Source organism: uncultured Lacinutrix sp., from assembly GCF_947500605.1.
In the GTDB taxonomy this organism is placed as follows: Bacteria; Bacteroidota; Bacteroidia; order Flavobacteriales; family Flavobacteriaceae; genus Lacinutrix.
This window is the reverse complement of record NZ_CANMSJ010000007.1, coordinates 70108-87892: the sequence shown is the minus strand read 5'-3', so window position 1 is coordinate 87892 and position 17785 is coordinate 70108. Positions and strand designations below refer to the sequence as shown.

Sequence of the window (17785 nt, the reverse complement as noted above, 5' to 3'; positions counted from 1 at the left end):
CTTCAATTATTAGCATTAATTGTTAATAGATATGTAATTACCAAATCCTGGAGAATACGTATTTATAAGGTTTAAACTTCCTTGGCTTACATCGTAAATATGCAATCCATTTTCATCTGTTACATACGCTATATTAGACTTAACAGTAACACCACTTGCATTACTTAATGTTTGAGAATCTACCACTACCATATTACTTAAATCTACCATTGTAATACCATCAAAACTACTTTGCAAAGGAGCAGAACTACTAGCTTTTGTAGTTATAAAACCATAATTACTATCCACTTTAAAAGCGGTCGCATATCCAGAAATATCCACTTCAGATACCGCTGAATAACCTAGAGTCCCTTCTTCTACTTTTTTAAGTTTAGCATCTTCAATGTTTGCTACAAAATGTTGAGTACCGTTATTTCTTATCCAACTATGAAAACTTGCGTTTGCGTTTGGGTATGATGCTATATCAATATCTGTAGGAAAATCTAACATAAGATAATTAGAATTTACTGGAGAACTTGGGTCTGTAACATCAAAACCGTATAATCCGGCCCAAATACCCAAAGCAGTCATTCTATTATTAATCAACGATAAACTCATAACATCATGGCTTTCAAAAGAAGTTACTGCTTGAGTAGATACATTTATATGATGAATACCTCTATATTCATCTGAAACATATAAATAATCTCCAATTTTATCGATATCTGAAAGCCTTCCAAACTGCGCACTTTTTGCGATAGATTGATTGAGACTAACACTGCTTGTGTTTGCTACATCATAGCTGTTTAAAAATGGTTCAATGGCATCAAAATAGCCTAAATATGCATTGTTATCTATTACCTCAACAAAGTACGCCGTGTTTGCAGTTACCGAATACTCCACATAAGGTAAGTAAGGATCAAATACATTAACAATTTTAAAATCTGAACCATCTGTAATGTAAACATAATCTGACGTTGTTATTACCTCGTCTATATCTACACAGTATTGTCCTTCTATAATACCTTCTCCTGTAGCAGAAAACTCTATTAATATTCTATCACCTACTTGGGATCCTCCTTGTACAGTTGTTAAGCTCATTGGATATTGTGAAGTCCCATAAATAGGATCATTATCTCTTGACAAAAAGCTACCTCCTGTTGTGTTCCAATTTTGTTCCAATGTAGAAGTGTCTCCACTATTTACAGCAAAGGTGTAAAAATTGGTAACTGTTGGACCATTATTATTAAAAATATGGAAATAATCACCTTGAGGATGACCTGTGACGTAATGTACTGTTAACGCTTGATCATCTATTGTAAAATCATTATCATAAGTAAATATGCTATAGCCCTGAGCACTTGTGTCGCAAGGATTATATTGCACCTCTTCCACATCGTCCGAATTACAACCAATAAAAGTTAAACTTATTATTAATAGTAGTAGTATTTTATTTTTCATTTTAAAAATTTTTAAGTTGTTTATTTCAATTAATTCATCAATTGTTCCATCATAATCATCATTACTATTATTACGATCTTCTTTAATTAAAGCATTTATAAAAATCGTTATAACTGTTTATGTCTAGATCTGTAGTTATCAAGTTGTATGCAATACAATAACTGCTATCACTTTTAATAAAGTCAGAAATTCGAAAAAACGAATAATTACGGAAACATATAGACTAGTTTTTAGTCCTCAAAAACACCTAATGTTCCTTCATAATGTCCAGAAATTAATTCTCCAGAAGTATTTACAAACGTATAATCTACATCTATTGTGCTATTGGTTGGGTTTACAGTATCTATGTTTATAGCATTAATTGTAACAGAATGACCAAGTGTTGCAGGACTATAAATAGTACTATTAGTTTCATTACCCTCTCCAAACTCTACATTTGTACCATCTATATTTATAAACGTTTGCGGACTTGAGGAACCTACCTGTAAATCTGTAACAACATTAGAATCGTTACTTGACGCGACATACGTATTACCGGCTGTTGGCGGAATGCCTGTTTGCAAACTTGGGTTTACCGCAACATCTATGCTAAGTACAACAAATTGTGTTGTATTTACAGATAACAAAACCTCATCACTTGTTCCGTTTACATCTGCATCGTTATCTAATAATCTACCATTTAAGAAGAAGAATCCGTAATAATCTGGCGCTAATGGATAAGCATCGTCATTATCTTCATCAATTTCTATGTAAGCATTAGACGTTTCATAAAACGTTGGATTCACGTTGTTTTCATGATACGTAAAACCATCTAAAGTTGTAGATGGGTCTACTGGATCTGGCGTTACTTCATCATCATTACTATCGCAACTAAACATTGTTACTGTGAGTAGTATTAAAAGTGTTTTTATAATTTTCATGATTTATTATTTTAAGTTGAAAAATGATTTGATGTTAGTCTAATATTAGTCCTAAAGTTCCTCCATAATGACCTGTGATAGTTGTACCATTTGTATCTAAAAAAGTATAATCGATATCAATAGTACTATTTGAAGGTGTTGAATAATCTATATTAATAGCATTAACATGCACAATTGGACCAGATGTTCCAACATAATACCAAAATCCATTAGTTTCTTGAATATGACAAAAATCTAGTCCGTTTTCGGTTCCAAAAGTAGGATCTGGCTGCACGTTATAGCCTAATAATGAATCGACAGAAAAACCTGCATTAAATCCGTTTGTTAATACACTAGAAGCGATATAAGTATTTCCTGAGCTAATTAATCCTGTAGTTAAACTTGGATTAGAAGCACCTGCTATAATTTTTAGCTTAACTAAATTTGTTGTGTTATCTGAATAACCATACGCATAACCAACACCTACATCTCCAAAAGAATCTGTCATTCTTCCATCTGTAAAGAAAAAATTATAATAATCTGGAAAACCACCGCCATCAACATCTGCTTGATCAATAGTAATGTATGCGTTCTCTGTTCCTTTAAAACTATTACTAACTGTAAAACCGTCTGTTGGCGTTGCAGGAGTTGTTTGTTGGTCATCATTATTATCACAACTAACAATTGTAATTGTTGCTAAGATTAATAGTGCTTTAAGTGTTTGTAATGTTTTCATAATTATATTATTTTTAAGTGTTCATCTTTATATCAACAAGACTTTAAAAATGTTACCCTAAGTTTATAGTTATTATGTATCTCTTCTTACATGAATTGTACCTGTAATAGATCTTGTTACTCCATTAATATCTGTAAACTCTCCAGAAAAAGTAACATCAATATATTCCGTAGGATTTCCAAAATTTGATATTATAAATTCAAAATTCTGTGTAGTTGTAGTATTTGTATTTAAATCAATTTCTGAGATAACTAAAAGTGGTGCACTTACATCTGTTAAACTATAAGAACCAATTGCCGTGGTATCTATTTCAAAATTAACCTCTTCTAATGGTGTTTCACTATCAGCAAGCACCTGAAATCCGGTTGTACCACTATTATAAGCACTAATCATAATCTGCTGCGTTGTAACAGCCGGGCCATTATCTACTTGATAGGTAATATATTCGTCTATAGTATTACAAGAAATAATAGTACCTATATTAGATACTGGTTGAGAAAAGATAAAAGGAATCACGCCTGTAGATTGTGAATTATTATAATCTAAACCTTCTACAAAACCGCTTGTGCTTCCATTACATATTAATGTACTTATCTCGAAAACACCATTTTCTATGTATTGAATAGTTTGATATCCACCATAACTTAGCTCTACATATCCATCGATTACAGGACTACCATTACAGTCTAAAAAATTTCCAGTAATAGTTTGTAATGCTGGACTATTAGGTATAGTAATCGTTTCGTTTATCCAAGTTGTAGCATTAGTAAAAGGACCAATAGTATTTGTTGACAAGGTGTTTCCGCAATCATCGTAAGCAGTATATGTTATAGTTTGATTAGTTGGTACGACACCACATATTTCTCCTAACGCATTAGATACACCTGTTCCAGGAAAAGGATTACCAGGAAAAGATAAGTCTATATTTACATTAGCTAATGGATTTCCGTTAGCGTCCTCAACAGTTAAACAAAGTACTTCAGTAGGAAAGTTTATATCGCAATTCCACCAAGAGAAATGAGATACAGTACCAACATATTCACTACCTGTTTTGGTAGCAAATCCATCTTCTACCCAATAACCAACAGCTTCATCAAAACTCCATAAAGGAATAGTAGCAGGTGCAGCGCCAGACAATACACTTGGAATTGGCATTCTAATTTCAGCAGTACTTCCAGCTGCTATTTGAAGAGCGTTACCACTTGCATCTGTTAAACTAACATGCAGCATACCGTAGGTTTGTAACATTTCAAAATCATCTGCTGCTGTTTTAGCCAAAAGCATTCCAGGCATTTCGTTGGCAATAGTTGGACTTGCCGGATCTATATGGTTTAAAGAGTAATTTACTACTCCGCTGTAAGCATTACCCGAAGCATCTTCAAAATCGCCGTTAAAAGTTACTTTCGCTCCATTAATTAACTGTATTTGATTGTTTGATGGAAGTGGCTGTATATTTTCTGTTAATAATACCAAATTTACTTGACTAACATCTTGTGTAGGCGTTACTGTTTTTAATCCTTTTAAATAGCCTATTTTACTTACTTCTATATAAGCAAAGCGTTCTTGCACTGTAGCATCTTTAATAATAAAAACACCATTTGCATCTGTTTGCGTAGTCTTAGTACCAATATTAATTGTTGCATTACTAATAGCAACATTAGATTGGTCTTTAACCACACCCATAAAATCACGATTTACTTGAGCACCAAACTCGAACTCTTGATTTGTTTCTCCGGAAGTACCTCCGCCGTCTATCGATTCATTTTTATTACAACTATAAATAGTAAATACTAATAAAAATAGTAATACTGGTTTTAAAAAATTTTTCATTATTTATAAATTTAGATGGTTATTGGTATTTACTAATTAGCTTCAAATCCTAAGGCGATATAAGGGATAGCCGTGTCATACTCCGCGGTTCCTCCACCTTCAAAACTTGAGGCTTCAAATGTTACATTAACACCTGTTATTGGATATAAAAAAGAAGTGTTATCTGTTCTCTCTATAATTTTACCTTCTGCTTGATTTATATTAGTATAACCAGGAGCAATTGTTCTCCATACACTTATATAATCTCCAGCTTGCACACTTAATGTTTGAGAGACATTATGAAATTCTAACTGAGATTGAGAAAATGAAAAATCATCTTCGTAAATAAATCCGTTATTATTATTCGTCATTTTAATAGTATAATTACCCGAGTAGCCTGCCGGATTTTGATAACCTACACTGCATATATTACCATCGGCAAGTATTCTTATGGCATAATGGTGTACTTCTAATGGTTTACCATTAATAATACCTGTGTAACCGTTTGTATTAGAAAAAGTATCTGTTACTTCTGTAATTACATAACCTTCGTTACAAGAATTTGCAGGTGTATTTAAATTATCGTCGCTACTACAGCTAGATATTATAAAAACCAATAGTATTGAAAGCGTTTTAAGTGAAATTTTCATGATTTAAGTTTTAGTATTTATACACTTACATAAAGACAGTAAGCATTTTGTTACCCTTATTAAAAAAAAAAAAAAGAATCGGTAATAGTCACTCACGTAAATAAAACCGATTCAATATTCAGATTAATAGCATTTCAAAAATAACGATGAAACCCACATTAAAACATTGCTATTTTACAACACGTTGTTTTCATTCTATAAAAAAGAGCTTTCATTCCATTAACGGTTTTCTTGTACAATACTTAAAAACATATTAAGTTTGTTTAATATCTAAAACCGAATATAAATGGGAGATCAATTATTAAACTTATTAATGTATGCTATACCTTCTTTAATTGTTGGAGCAATAGCTTTTTTGTTTTTTAGAGAACATATAGAAAATGAAGATAATAGGCGTAAGTTTATAATGCACAAACAGCTTCAAAAAGAAGCTTTACCGCAACGTTTACAAGCTTACGAAAGGTTATCTATATTCTTAGAACGTATTGCTCCTAACAAATTATTAATTAGGGTAACACCACTTTCTACTAACAAAGATGATTACGAAGCGCTTCTTATTAAAAATATAGAACAAGAATTAGAACACAACTTGTCTCAACAAATTTATGTTACAGACAATTGCTGGAGTATTATTAACGCTTCTAAAAGTGCAACGGTACAACTAATAAGAAAAGCTGCTTTAAGCGATAAAGTAGATTCTGCAAATAAACTAAGAGAAGTTATTTTAACAGATATGATAGATAAAACACCACCAAGTAGTGCTGGATTATCTTATATAAAACAAGAAGTAAGTGAACTTTGGTAAAACAAAAGCGTACACTGCTTAAAAAGAAAAAGCCATATCTAATCGATATGGCTTTTTCTTTTAAACATCTTCTAAATCCCTATTTATTGGTACTGTAGAATCTATAGGATTACTATCTCCATGCTTTTCTTGTGCATACAAATAACCTTCCATCCACCATTTTTCCATTAATCCTTTATTAAAAATAAGAGAATTCTCTGTTAGTTTTGTTGGCGTGTAATACAAGTTAAGTTTCACGTTTTTATGTCTAGCAGCTAGCTTACCAATGGTTATATCTCCTCTTTCAACCTGATCTAGTAAATGACCAAAAAGATTTATCATTAACGAAAACGGATTTTTACCAAGTACTTTATTGTATTCTAAATTTTCACTTTCAAGAATAATAGCATCAATTTCTGTGGCGCCTCTGTTTATCGCTTCTCGAATAGGCACTACACAACCCAAACCACCATCGGCATACTCAAACCCATTCTTTTTAACTAAAGACATAAAAGGTATGTAGTTGCAAGAAATCCAAATCCAATCACAAAACTCTTCATAATCAAAATCGTTAATAGATTTATATTCTGTTCTGTTTTTAGAAAGATTAGCAACTGTTACTACAACATCTTCTTTAGTGTCTCGAATTTTGTTAAACTCTTCTATTGTAAAATTCTTTTTTATAAGTTTTCTTAACGATTTACTTTCACCAAACGTGCGTTTTTTCTTTATAAACTGAAGCATGGTATTAAAGTAGTTTATAGACACATACTCTCTACCTTTTTTCTTTTTTACTACAAATGGATTGATACTAAAAATAGAATGCTGGTTAACATGCGTAAACACATCGTATAGTTTACCAATATCGTTTGAAGCCAAATGCGGCACAAGCAAACTCCCTGTAGATGTTCCTAAATACATATCGTACTCACGGCCTTCTTGCTCAATTAAATATTGTGCTACACCTCCTGCAAATGCACCTTTACTTCCTCCTCCTGAAATTACTAATGCTCTCAATTAATACTTTTTTTTTATTGGTTAGTAGGCTTGGTTAACAATAATACTAGATAAATTATTGCTTTTTAAGTTCTTCCTGCAAATTAGCGATTATCTCTTTATATTTTTCGTCTTCGGTTAATGTTTTTAATAAATCTTTTGCAAAACTTTTAAATCTCCAATTATGGTGCTTTGTCGCATCTATTAAGTTAACTAATGTTTCAATATTAAAAATCTTTAAATTATTAATATAAGAAAATGCGTTTTGTCGTGTTTCAAAACTATATTTTGAACTCGTATAATTTCCTAATTCATTTATATAACTTTTATTAAATGCTGCATTATACTCTGGTGTTAATAATGCTAAAGTTAACCATAAACATCTTACATTTTTATCATTAAAACCAATAACACCTTCTGTAGCTTCCAAATACTTTGCTCTATCGTTAGGAAATTTAGACCATAAATTTGATAATGCGAGCTCTTTTGTAATATAAGATGCATCTTGCAATAACGATTCGTTTTCTTCCTTAAAACCATCAGGAATGTATCTGGCTAACAACTGACGAGATTTTATCTCATTAGAACTAAAAGCTTCCTCTATTAAATCTCTATACGTTGGATATAATGGCTTTTTAATCGCTTCTTTTAAAACAGCAAGCCTTTGTGTATAAAAGCCTTTAGGAAGCTCCCTAACCAAACTTGAAGCAACATAGCCATTCTCGTCTATTCTGTAGGTTAAATAATCGGCATCGTCTATAGTTTCTAAAAAAGCAATACTTTCATTCTTTTTTAATAAAGTTCGCATTTTTGCTATTGGTAATGTTTTAGACACTAACCATTCGTTTTCAAAACTACTTAGGTTTTGTCCAGATACTTTTTCTACTATATCAATAAAATTTTTAGTCTCTACATTTTTAAAAGCATACGCATTTAAATAACGCTTCACAGCTTCTTTAAACGCATCCTCTCCCACTTTCTCCTTTAATACATGTAAAGCCCAGGCTCCTTTTTTATAAAAGGTTATGCTACTCGCTTTTGCATCTAACAAAGCTGTAGCTTTATCTTCTTGCTCTTGTATTATTAACTCTTTAGCATATTCGTAAAGCGTATTGTAATAATAATCGTCTCCAAAAATATCGCGCTCTGCTAATAAAGCGTAGTAGGTTGCAAAACCTTCTTGTAACCAATGGTGTTTACTTTCTGTTGCTGTAACATAATCTCCAAACCATTGGTGAGCAAGTTCGTGTGCATTTACGTTTACGTAGTTTTTATCTATAAACGAAGTTTCATCAATCATAAAATCGTCACTAAAAATAGTAAGACTTGTATTTTCCATTCCAGAATACAAAAAGTCTTTAACTGGAACTTGCTTGTAGTTCTGCCAAGGATATGCTATACCTATTTCTGTTTCTAAAAAATCGAACATTTGCTTTGTATAACGGTACGTTGGCTCTACTCTAGCTGAATCTTCAGGGTAGTAATACAATTCAATAGGTATTCCGCTTTTAGAAACAATTTCCTTTTTATTATATTTACCAATCGCTAAAGCTACTAGATAACTTGTCATTGGTTTTTGCATATCGTAATGCCATGTGGTGGTTGATTCGTTAATTTGTTTATCTGTTAGTTTTCCGTTAGCAATAACTTCGTAACCATTGGCATAAGTAATAGACAAATCGAATTCTATTTTATCATTAGTATCATCTATACTTGGTAGCCAATTACTTGTATACTTCCCTTGACCTTGTGTCCATATTTGATTTGAGTTCTCTTTCTCAACGAAGTAGATTGCTTTTTTAGGATTAAGTATAAGCCAATTTAATTGCAAGGTATAACTGTTATTAGCCTTAAATTTCTTTTTTATAACAATATGCTTTCCATCATAAATAGGTTCAACAACTCCCGTATTTTCAAAACCAGCAGCTACGTGCTCAAAATTCTTACCGTCAATGTATATTGAATCTACATCTTTAAGAATATCAAAAGCAATATCAACTTGACCTCCAATCTCTTCTAAACCTGATGTCATCCCGAACAAATCACCTTTTATAGATTTAAAATCAACATAATCAGTTTGTTGCGCTTCCGCGGAAAAGCCCATTAGAGAGATTAAAACAAAAAGTAAGTATTTCATAAGCTAATTTTAACAAGTTTAGAGCAAAATACAATTTTTTAAGATTCTTACGGAAATAGCAAAACACAATAAAAACCTAAAATTTAAATAGATTCTTATTTTCTATGCAATGTTAACACTAAAGTTTCTCGATACATTTTATAGGTACTTCACAAAATACTCGAAGTGATAACAAAACGAATATACTTTTACTTTAAAAAGAAATACATTAAATTCGTTTTCTAATGATAACAAATCTTCAAACTTCTATAGATTACCTAAAAGGTGTTGGACCAAATCGAGCCGATTTGCTTCGCAAAGAACTTGGCATACATACCTACCAAGATCTTATAAATCTATTTCCAAACCGTTATTTAGATCGTACAAAATACTATAAAATAAACACGCTATATCAAAATACTGCCGAGGTTCAAGTTATAGGAAAAATTACAAGTTTTAAGGAAATTGCACAAAAAAGAGGCAAGCGTTTAGTGGCTACTTTTCAAGACGAAACTGGCACCATGGAACTGGTTTGGTTTCGTGGTCAAAAATGGATTCGCGAAGCACTAAAAACAAATACTCCTTATGTAATATTTGGTAAGGCAAATAATTTTGGAGGGAAGTATAATATGGCGCATCCCGACATCGAATTATTGAAAGAACATGAGCAAAATTTACGCTCTGCTCTGCAACCCATTTATCCGTCTACAGAAAAATTATCTACCCGAGGAATCACGAACAGAATGATGACAAAAATCATGCAAAATCTGTTTATAGAAACCGGTGGGAAATTTGTAGAAACGCTGTCTAAAAACTTGCTCGAAAATTTAAAATTAGTTCCTAAATCTGAAGCACTTTTAAACATACATTTCCCTAAAGATTCCGAGGCTCTTTTTAAGGCTGAATTTAGGCTAAAATTTGAAGAATTATTTTACATACAATTGCAGTTAATTCTTAAAAATTTAATTCATAAATCGAAGATAAAAGGCTTTCCTTTCGAAACCGTTGGCGAACAATTTAACACGTTTTTTAAAAACCATTTACCGTTCGAATTAACAGGCGCACAAAAAAGAGTGCTTAAAGAAATTAGAGCAGATATGGGTAGTAATGCCCAAATGAACCGTCTTTTACAAGGCGATGTTGGCTCTGGGAAGACTATAGTAGCACTAATGTCAATGTTAATAGCGATTGGCAATGGTTTTCAAGCTTGTTTAATGGCGCCTACTGCTATTTTGTCAGTACAACACTATAATGGATTACTTGAACTATGTAAAGATTTGAACATCAGCTTAAAACTACTTCAAGGTTCAAGCAAAGCTTCAGAGCGTCGTGAGATCCATGAAATGCTAGAAAGTGGTGAATTAGACATCCTAATTGGCACACATGCTGTACTCGAAGATAAAGTGAAATTTAAAAATTTAGGCTTAGCAGTAATAGACGAGCAACACCGATTTGGTGTAAAGCAACGTTCTAAATTATGGAAAAAAAACACCTTCCCTCCTCACGTTTTGGTAATGACGGCAACACCAATTCCGCGAACGTTAGCCATGTCGGTTTATGGTGATTTAGACATCTCTATAATTGACGAATTACCACCTGGTAGAAAGGCCATAAAAACGGTCCATAGATACGACTCAAATAGGCTAAAAGTTTTTCAATTTATACGTGCCGAAATCAAGAAGAAAAGACAGGTCTATATTGTCTATCCTTTGATACAAGAAAACGCACAAATGGACTACAAAGATTTAATGGATGGATACGAAAGTATTGCTCGAGATTTTCCAGCTCCAGAGTTTCAAATTTCTATAGTTCATGGCAAAATGAAACCCGCAGATAAGGACTTCGAAATGCAACGTTTTATTAAAGGACAAACACAAATTATGGTAGCAACAACTGTAATTGAAGTTGGCGTAAATGTGCCAAATGCATCGGTCATGATTATTGAAAGTGCAGAGCGTTTTGGACTCTCTCAACTACACCAATTAAGAGGTCGAGTTGGACGTGGTGCAGAACAAAGTTATTGCATTTTAATGACGAGCCATAAGCAGTCCGAAAACAGTAAAAAACGAATTGAAACCATGGTAAGAACAAACGATGGTTTTGAAATTGCAGAAGTAGATTTAAAGCTTCGTGGTCCAGGAGATATTATGGGAACACAACAAAGCGGAATACTAAACCTTAGGATAGCAGATATTATAAAAGATAGCGAGATTTTAAAACACGCAAGACTCCATGCTAAAAAACTTTTAGAAAAAGATCCATCGCTTGGCCACGAAGAAAATGCCGTAATTTTAGAAACTTATAGACAGATGAGTAAGTATAAAAACATCTGGAATTATATTTCATAAACACTCTATATTTCCCAAACACTAATCGCACAGCGCTCCTTCCTTTAGTTAAAGGAAGGTGATTTTGTATAACAAAAGCGGATGGTTTGAAAAAAAAAAAATAGAGAAGCGTCTTTAAAAAAGAAAACTTAACAATAATAGTACAAAAACTCCTCTTTCTTCAAATTCTCTATCGGAATTTAAATTCATTCTCCTCTTTTAAATAAAGAGGAGAGCCACCACATATAAAACCTTATAGAAACATCAAAATCGAACACCAAACACCAATCGCACAGCGCTCCTTCCTTTAGTTGAAGGAAGGTGGTTTTGCATAGCAAAAGCGGATGGTTTGAAGAAAAAGAGCGAAGCGTCTTTTTTATTAGTATTACCTTAGTCAATCACAAGTAAAACTCCCAAAAGAACAATAAAAAACACGTAAGTTTTTACAAAAACTAAAGACAGACACTTAACTATGGAAACAATAAAAACAGATGTACTTATAATTGGTGCTGGATTAACAGGCCTAACATTAGCCTACTATCTTAAAAACCTAAACATAGTCGTTAAAATTGTAGAAGCGAATAACTCTATTGGCGGTAGAATTAACACCGCTTACACCACCAACCAAACACCAATAGAATTAGGCGCTACATGGATAATAGATCAACAAACCAATGCTTTAGCATTATTAAAAGCACTCAGTATCCCTGTTTTTAAGCAACATCATGGCAATACAGCTATTTATCATCCCAATCAAAATCAAGCAGCTCAATTAGTACAATTACCAGCAAACAACTCTGTAAGTTACCGTGTTGCAAATGGCACTTATAACATTATTAAAACTTTAGAGCAAAAACTAGACACAAATACCATTACACGCAACCAAAGCATTCAAGATATTAAACTGACTAACAATGGCTTGGAAGCAAATACAAAAGACACCACATACCATTGTAAACACATTGTATCTACACTTCCACCGTTATTGTTTTCTAAAAAAATTACGACATCACCTCAACTTCCAATAGACTTTCAAACGCTTTTATCTAAAACACATACTTGGATGCACAATTCTATTAGAATTGGTTTTACCTACAAAACACCATTTTGGAAAGCCGAACGCACCAGCGGCACAACCTACAGTAGTGTTGGTATTATTCAAGAGTTTTACGACCATTCTAATGCCGAAGATAATTTACACGCACTAAGTGGTTTTATAAACACTTCTTTTACAAAACACACAAAAGAAGAACGTAAAACACTAGCTTTAAAACAGCTACAAAGTTATTATGGAGATCAAGCATTAAACTTTGAAACTTATGAAGAATGCGATTGGGCTAACCAGAAACACACCACCATTGCAAGCGACAGCTTTTTAATGCCACAGACTAATAATGGACATCCACTGTATAAAAACAGCTATTTAGACAACAAACTGTTTATAGCAGGAGCCGAAACTAGTAATGTATTTCCTGGTAAAATGGAAGGCGCAATTACAAGCGCTCAGTTTATTTTTAAGAAACTGAAGGACATCTACAAGTAAGTCTTTGATCTTATCGGTTCGAGTGATACGGCGTTAGGAGTATTGTATCGAGAACCTTCCTAAACGTTGATAAACCTTGAAAAACCTTAATTACTTCTCGATACAAAATTCTAAAAAAAAAGAATTTCACTCGAAGTGACATCACAATTTAATCTCTATTATAATTATCTTTACAAAAAAAATAGTAAACTATGAGCATGCTGCACCTAAAACTAGAAACCGATCCACGTTGGGTAACCATTGTAGAAAGTAATATTGAAGAAATACTTACAGATCACGCTTGGTGCGAACAAAAAGCAGCTACAAATGCAATTACTATTATCACCAACAATAGTGAACACGAAGAATTGGTTACAGAGCTAATAAAATTGGCTCAGGAAGAACTAGAACACTTCCAAATGGTGCACGATATTATTAAAAAACGCGGATACACCTTAGGTCGTGAGCGCAAAGATCATTACGTAAATCAGCTATATAAGTTTATGAATAAAGGCGGAAGCAGACAGCAAAGTTTTGTAGATCGTTTACTATTCTCTGCTATGATAGAAGCAAGAAGTTGCGAACGTTTTAAATTACTATCTCAACGTATTAATGACGAAGAACTCTCTAAGTTTTATCACGATTTAATGATAAGCGAAGCAGGACATTACACTACTTTTATAACCTTTGCTAGACAATACGGGAAAGGTATCGATGTCGACAAACGTTGGCAAGAACTTGTAGAGTTCGAAGGCATATTAATAAAGAGTTATGGAAAAAGTGAGACTATACATGGTTAAACCATAATAAGCCACAGTCTAATGCACTAGTTTTTATTAGCTATAACATTAGCTAAATAACTAGCATCTTTTGATACACCTCCTAATGTTGCAGATCCACGAGTAAACATCCATGGCAATCCAATAAAATACAAGCCATCAATATTACTAACTCCTCTGTAATTTTTAGGATAACTGTTTTCATCTAACTCCAATCCTTCGATCCATTTAAAGTTTGGACGGTAACCTGTTGCCCAAACAATATTTTTAATGGTATCCTTTTTTTCGGTTTCAAAAAAGATTTCTTCATTTAAAGCATCTTTTGTTCTTCCTACAGATATTACATTCTCTCTTGACAGAATCTCCTTAACATCTGTACCAATAACTGGTTGAGTAGAAGAATTAATTCGCTTTCCAATCCAACTATACTTACTATAACTTAAAAACCCAACTATTGTAAACCACCACCATAACGTTTTTCCTAAAAAATGTTGAGGTAATGATCTTACTGTTGTATCTCCAGAGAAATAAACGGTTCTCGTTTTATCTTTAGAAATTTCGTTTAGTATTTGATATCCTGAATCTCCTCCACCTACAACTAACGCATCTCCTTCCTGTAGTTGATGCACACCTTTGTAGTAGTTACTATGCATTTGAAGAGTCTTTTCTGATATTTTAGTATGACAAGGCGGTGTGTAAGGAATATGAAAAGGACCTGTTGCTACAACTACATTTCTAGCTTCAATTTCGCCATCTTTATGTGTTATAAAAAAGCCTTCTTTTGTTTTACGCACCGATGTTACTAATGTATTTAATTGTACAGGAATATTAAATTTCTCTACGTACAGTTTAAAATAGTTAGCAACTTCAACTTTAGTAGGATAATGCCCTTTAGCAGCATTAAACTTTAAGCCAGGTAAGTGATTATATTCTGTTGGAGTAAACAATTTTAAAGAATCCCATCTGTTTAACCATGATGCACCAATTTCTTTTTCGCCATCAATAACAACAAACTCCTTTTTCAATTGTTTTAAATGATAAGCCATAGCTAATCCAGCTTGAGCTCCTCCAATCACTACATAATCCAACATCTTAATTATTTATTTTAATTCTATGCAAAAGTAGAAACAAATGCAAGAACTACAGGACATAATCTTAATTATAAAAACCTTATGACTCGAATATTAAAAAAAATTACAAACTCTAACTATCAATCAAATTAAATACAACAAGCACTCATCATTATCCATTTTAGAAACCTTCTCCATTAAACCAATACAGAAAATACAAGTCTTATTACAAAACACGTAGCATGAAAAAATACAGTTTCCTCCTTTTTCTTTTTATCAGTTTTAATTTAATAGCACAACAAAGCAAATCCGTTTTAAACGCTACTATTATTGGCTCAGGCTCTCCTAAATATAATCCAGAACGCTCTGGACCATCTATATTAATTAACTACCAAGACACCTATCTTTTAGTAGATATGGGTAATGGTACGCAAGCCAACTTAGACAAGCTACAAATAAAAACAAAGCAATTAGATGGTTTATTGTTTACACACCATCACTTAGACCACAACGAAGAGTTTGTGCCTATTTTTATAAAAGCACTTATTGGCAACAGCAGATTTACAGTTGCTGGACCAACTGCAACAGCAGATTACGTTTCCAACAATTTAGCCTTGTATGATGAAGATATTAACTACCGCTTAAGTAAAAGTGGCAGAACAGTTAGTGATGTGAAATCTAATTTCATTACCAAAGAATTTACTGGCGGCGAAACCTTTTCTATTGGAGACATAACAATTACAACAGCCAAAGTAAAACATACTATTAATACTATCGCTTATCGTTTTGATGCTGGAGGAACATCTATAGTTGTTTCGGGTGATTTAACCTACTCTAAAAACCTTTCGGTATTGGCATTAAATGCAGATTATCTTATTATAGATTCTGGTGGTACTATTGCAAAAGGCAGCAAACCTAAAAACACTAATACAGGTAAGGCCAAAAACAACAAAACAAGAGCGCATGTAAACTTAGCAGAAAGCTCGCTAATGGCTAAAGAAGCCAATACTAAGAACTTAGTACTAACTCATTTTAGTGTTACAGATATTGACGAAGAAGCCACCACAAAAGAGATTAACAAGAATTATAATGGTGTAATTCTTTTTGCTGAAGATCTAATGGTACTATCATCAACAGGAATAACAAATACTAAAACAACAGAAGTAAATAATATAAACGTTAATAAAAAAGGTAATAAACAACCTGATTTCGATAAACTCCTAGAAAGAATGGATACCAACAATAATGGAACCATTGAAAAAAGCGAAGCCAAAGGTAAACTTAAAGAAAACTTTGATAATCGTGATAAGAATAACGATGGCTACATTACAAAACAAGAATTTTTAGTAAAACGCTAACTATTCAGCTAACAATTCACCAACAAATGCTTTAAATTCTGTTTTAAACTCTGTAAACTTCTCGCCCGTTGCAGGACCATTAAAACCAGTATGTATTTTACGTACTTTACCCTTTTTATCTACAAATACTGTAGTTGGGTAACTTAATACATGATTTAGCATTGGTAATTTTTCTTGTGCTTTTTGCTTGCTTGTTGTACCCGTTTGCGCTAATAAAATAGGATACGTAATACCTACTCTATCTTGTAAGCGTTTAATGCTTGCAAAGGCTTTTTCGTCAGTTTTAGCATATTCAAAAGCTAAGGCTACAACCTCTAAACCTTTATCTTTATTTTCTTTGTAGAATTCTGCGTAGTATTTACTCTCATCTAAACAATTAGGACACCAAGTTCCCATAATTTGTACTAAGACTACTTTGTTTTTAAAACGTTGATCAGCTAAAGAAATCATGTTTCCATTAGCATCTGGAAAAGTAAAAGCTAAACTATCGTAACCTTCGTTTAAAAAAGTTAATGCATCTGCACTTGGCAATTGATAACTTTCGTTTCTTTTTGCTGTAAAAGGCTCTTTCCAATGGCTTCCGGAGTAAAAAGTACCATTAATTGTCGAGTCGGTTACTTTTCCTGTAAATAAAAAGGCATGTGCGCCATCAAACGTAGAAAGTTTTAAATCTGCTCCATTAATTACTCCTTCAAGAAAACGATAATCGCCAGTTTCTGTTAAAAACGTTCCTGTTACTTGGTTTCCGTTTTGTTTAAAAACACCTTTTGCAATGTATTTATCTGCTTCAGTTTCTGGACTAAATATAGTTTCCCAATTTCCGGTAATATTTGCTTCGGCTTTAGCCTCTACATTAAAACGGGTGTTATTTTTTTTAGCTTTAAAAGGCACTACTCTATCTTTCCCTTCTATTATAAAGTTTCCTGTTAATGTTTCATTTTTAACTTTAGCAGATAATAAAGCCTCGAAAACAGGCATTTTTATAAACACAGAATCGTTGCGGTATTCTATTTCATTAACCTCAATTTGCTCTTCGGCATTAAAAACAGTAAGGTTATTTGCGTCTTTTACTTTAAAGGTAAATGGCAATACTTCTGTATCGTTTATTTGAAGCTCTGCTCTATAATCTCCATAACTTAGAAACTCTTGTGTAGATTGTTCCTGACAAGAAAAAATTAATGTAATGGCTAAAAGTGCTAGTATTTTATGCATTTTGGAGTGTTTTAAATATTATTCGAAATAACAACAAAAACCTAACAAATAAAAACGCAAAAAAAAGACACCGCTTTCGCAGTGCCA

The 17785-nt window shown here is 32.7% G+C and carries 14 protein-coding genes; 5 read left to right on the top strand and 9 right to left on the bottom strand.

What is annotated here, in order from left to right:
- Nucleotides 1–15: 15 nt before the first annotated feature.
- From Q0935_RS11195 to Q0935_RS11175, 5 genes are all read right to left on the bottom strand, one after another.
- Nucleotides 16–1440 carry a hypothetical protein gene (locus tag Q0935_RS11195; RefSeq protein ID WP_299385916.1) on the bottom strand — a complete coding sequence of 475 codons (1425 nt, stop codon included), beginning with the start codon at nucleotides 1438–1440 and terminating at the stop codon, nucleotides 16–18.
- A 230-nt stretch (nucleotides 1441–1670) separates the two neighbouring features.
- Nucleotides 1671–2360, bottom strand: a complete 690-nt coding sequence (locus tag Q0935_RS11190) for a hypothetical protein (RefSeq protein WP_299385915.1) — start codon at nucleotides 2358–2360, stop codon at nucleotides 1671–1673.
- Nucleotides 2361–2394: 34 nt separating this feature from the next.
- Nucleotides 2395–3075, bottom strand: a complete 681-nt coding sequence (locus Q0935_RS11185) for a hypothetical protein (RefSeq protein ID WP_299385914.1) — start codon at nucleotides 3073–3075, stop codon at nucleotides 2395–2397.
- Nucleotides 3076–3147: 72 nt separating this feature from the next.
- Nucleotides 3148–4905: a carboxypeptidase-like regulatory domain-containing protein gene (locus Q0935_RS11180; protein ID WP_299385913.1), complete on the bottom strand. Its 1758-nt coding sequence runs from the start codon at nucleotides 4903–4905 to the stop codon at nucleotides 3148–3150.
- A 32-nt stretch (nucleotides 4906–4937) separates the two neighbouring features.
- Entirely contained in the window at nucleotides 4938–5534 is a 597-nt protein-coding gene (locus Q0935_RS11175; RefSeq protein WP_299385912.1) for a hypothetical protein, read from the bottom strand.
- Nucleotides 5535–5820: 286 nt separating this feature from the next.
- Here Q0935_RS11175 and Q0935_RS11170 point away from each other — a divergent pair, with 286 nt between their 5' ends.
- Entirely contained in the window at nucleotides 5821–6339 is a 519-nt protein-coding gene (locus Q0935_RS11170) for a hypothetical protein (RefSeq protein ID WP_299253664.1), read from the top strand.
- A gap of 60 nt (nucleotides 6340–6399) precedes the next feature.
- Here the strand turns inward: Q0935_RS11170 and Q0935_RS11165 are convergent, their stop codons facing one another.
- Nucleotides 6400–7335, bottom strand: coding sequence for a patatin-like phospholipase family protein (locus tag Q0935_RS11165; protein ID WP_299253661.1), 936 nt, complete (start codon nucleotides 7333–7335; stop codon nucleotides 6400–6402).
- A gap of 55 nt (nucleotides 7336–7390) precedes the next feature.
- Complete coding sequence (locus Q0935_RS11160) at nucleotides 7391–9451, bottom strand: M1 family metallopeptidase (RefSeq protein ID WP_299385910.1); 2061 nt, start codon at nucleotides 9449–9451, stop codon at nucleotides 7391–7393.
- A gap of 224 nt (nucleotides 9452–9675) precedes the next feature.
- On the opposite strand from Q0935_RS11160, the gene recG reads away from it, so the two are divergent.
- The 3 genes from recG (at nucleotide 9676) to Q0935_RS11145 (ending at nucleotide 14079) form a co-directional block, all read left to right on the top strand.
- Nucleotides 9676–11778, top strand: a complete 2103-nt coding sequence (gene recG, locus Q0935_RS11155) for an ATP-dependent DNA helicase RecG (protein ID WP_299385908.1) — start codon at nucleotides 9676–9678, stop codon at nucleotides 11776–11778.
- A gap of 451 nt (nucleotides 11779–12229) precedes the next feature.
- Nucleotides 12230–13300: an FAD-dependent oxidoreductase gene (locus Q0935_RS11150; RefSeq protein ID WP_299385905.1), complete on the top strand. Its 1071-nt coding sequence runs from the start codon at nucleotides 12230–12232 to the stop codon at nucleotides 13298–13300.
- Between the two features lie 197 nt (nucleotides 13301–13497).
- Entirely contained in the window at nucleotides 13498–14079 is a 582-nt protein-coding gene (locus tag Q0935_RS11145; RefSeq protein WP_055446451.1) for a tRNA-(ms[2]io[6]A)-hydroxylase, read from the top strand.
- A 26-nt stretch (nucleotides 14080–14105) separates the two neighbouring features.
- Here the strand turns inward: Q0935_RS11145 and Q0935_RS11140 are convergent, their stop codons facing one another.
- Nucleotides 14106–15149 (bottom strand): NAD(P)/FAD-dependent oxidoreductase, encoded by a 1044-nt coding sequence (locus Q0935_RS11140; protein ID WP_299385903.1) that lies wholly within the window; start codon nucleotides 15147–15149, stop codon nucleotides 14106–14108.
- A 221-nt stretch (nucleotides 15150–15370) separates the two neighbouring features.
- On the opposite strand from Q0935_RS11140, the gene Q0935_RS11135 reads away from it, so the two are divergent.
- On the top strand, nucleotides 15371–16486 hold the full coding sequence (locus tag Q0935_RS11135; protein WP_299385900.1) for an MBL fold metallo-hydrolase: 1116 nt from the start codon (nucleotides 15371–15373) through the stop codon (nucleotides 16484–16486).
- Here the strand turns inward: Q0935_RS11135 and Q0935_RS11130 are convergent, their stop codons facing one another.
- Nucleotides 16487–17698, bottom strand: coding sequence for a TlpA disulfide reductase family protein (locus tag Q0935_RS11130; RefSeq protein ID WP_299385898.1), 1212 nt, complete (start codon nucleotides 17696–17698; stop codon nucleotides 16487–16489).
- Nucleotides 17699–17785: the final 87 nt, after the last annotated feature.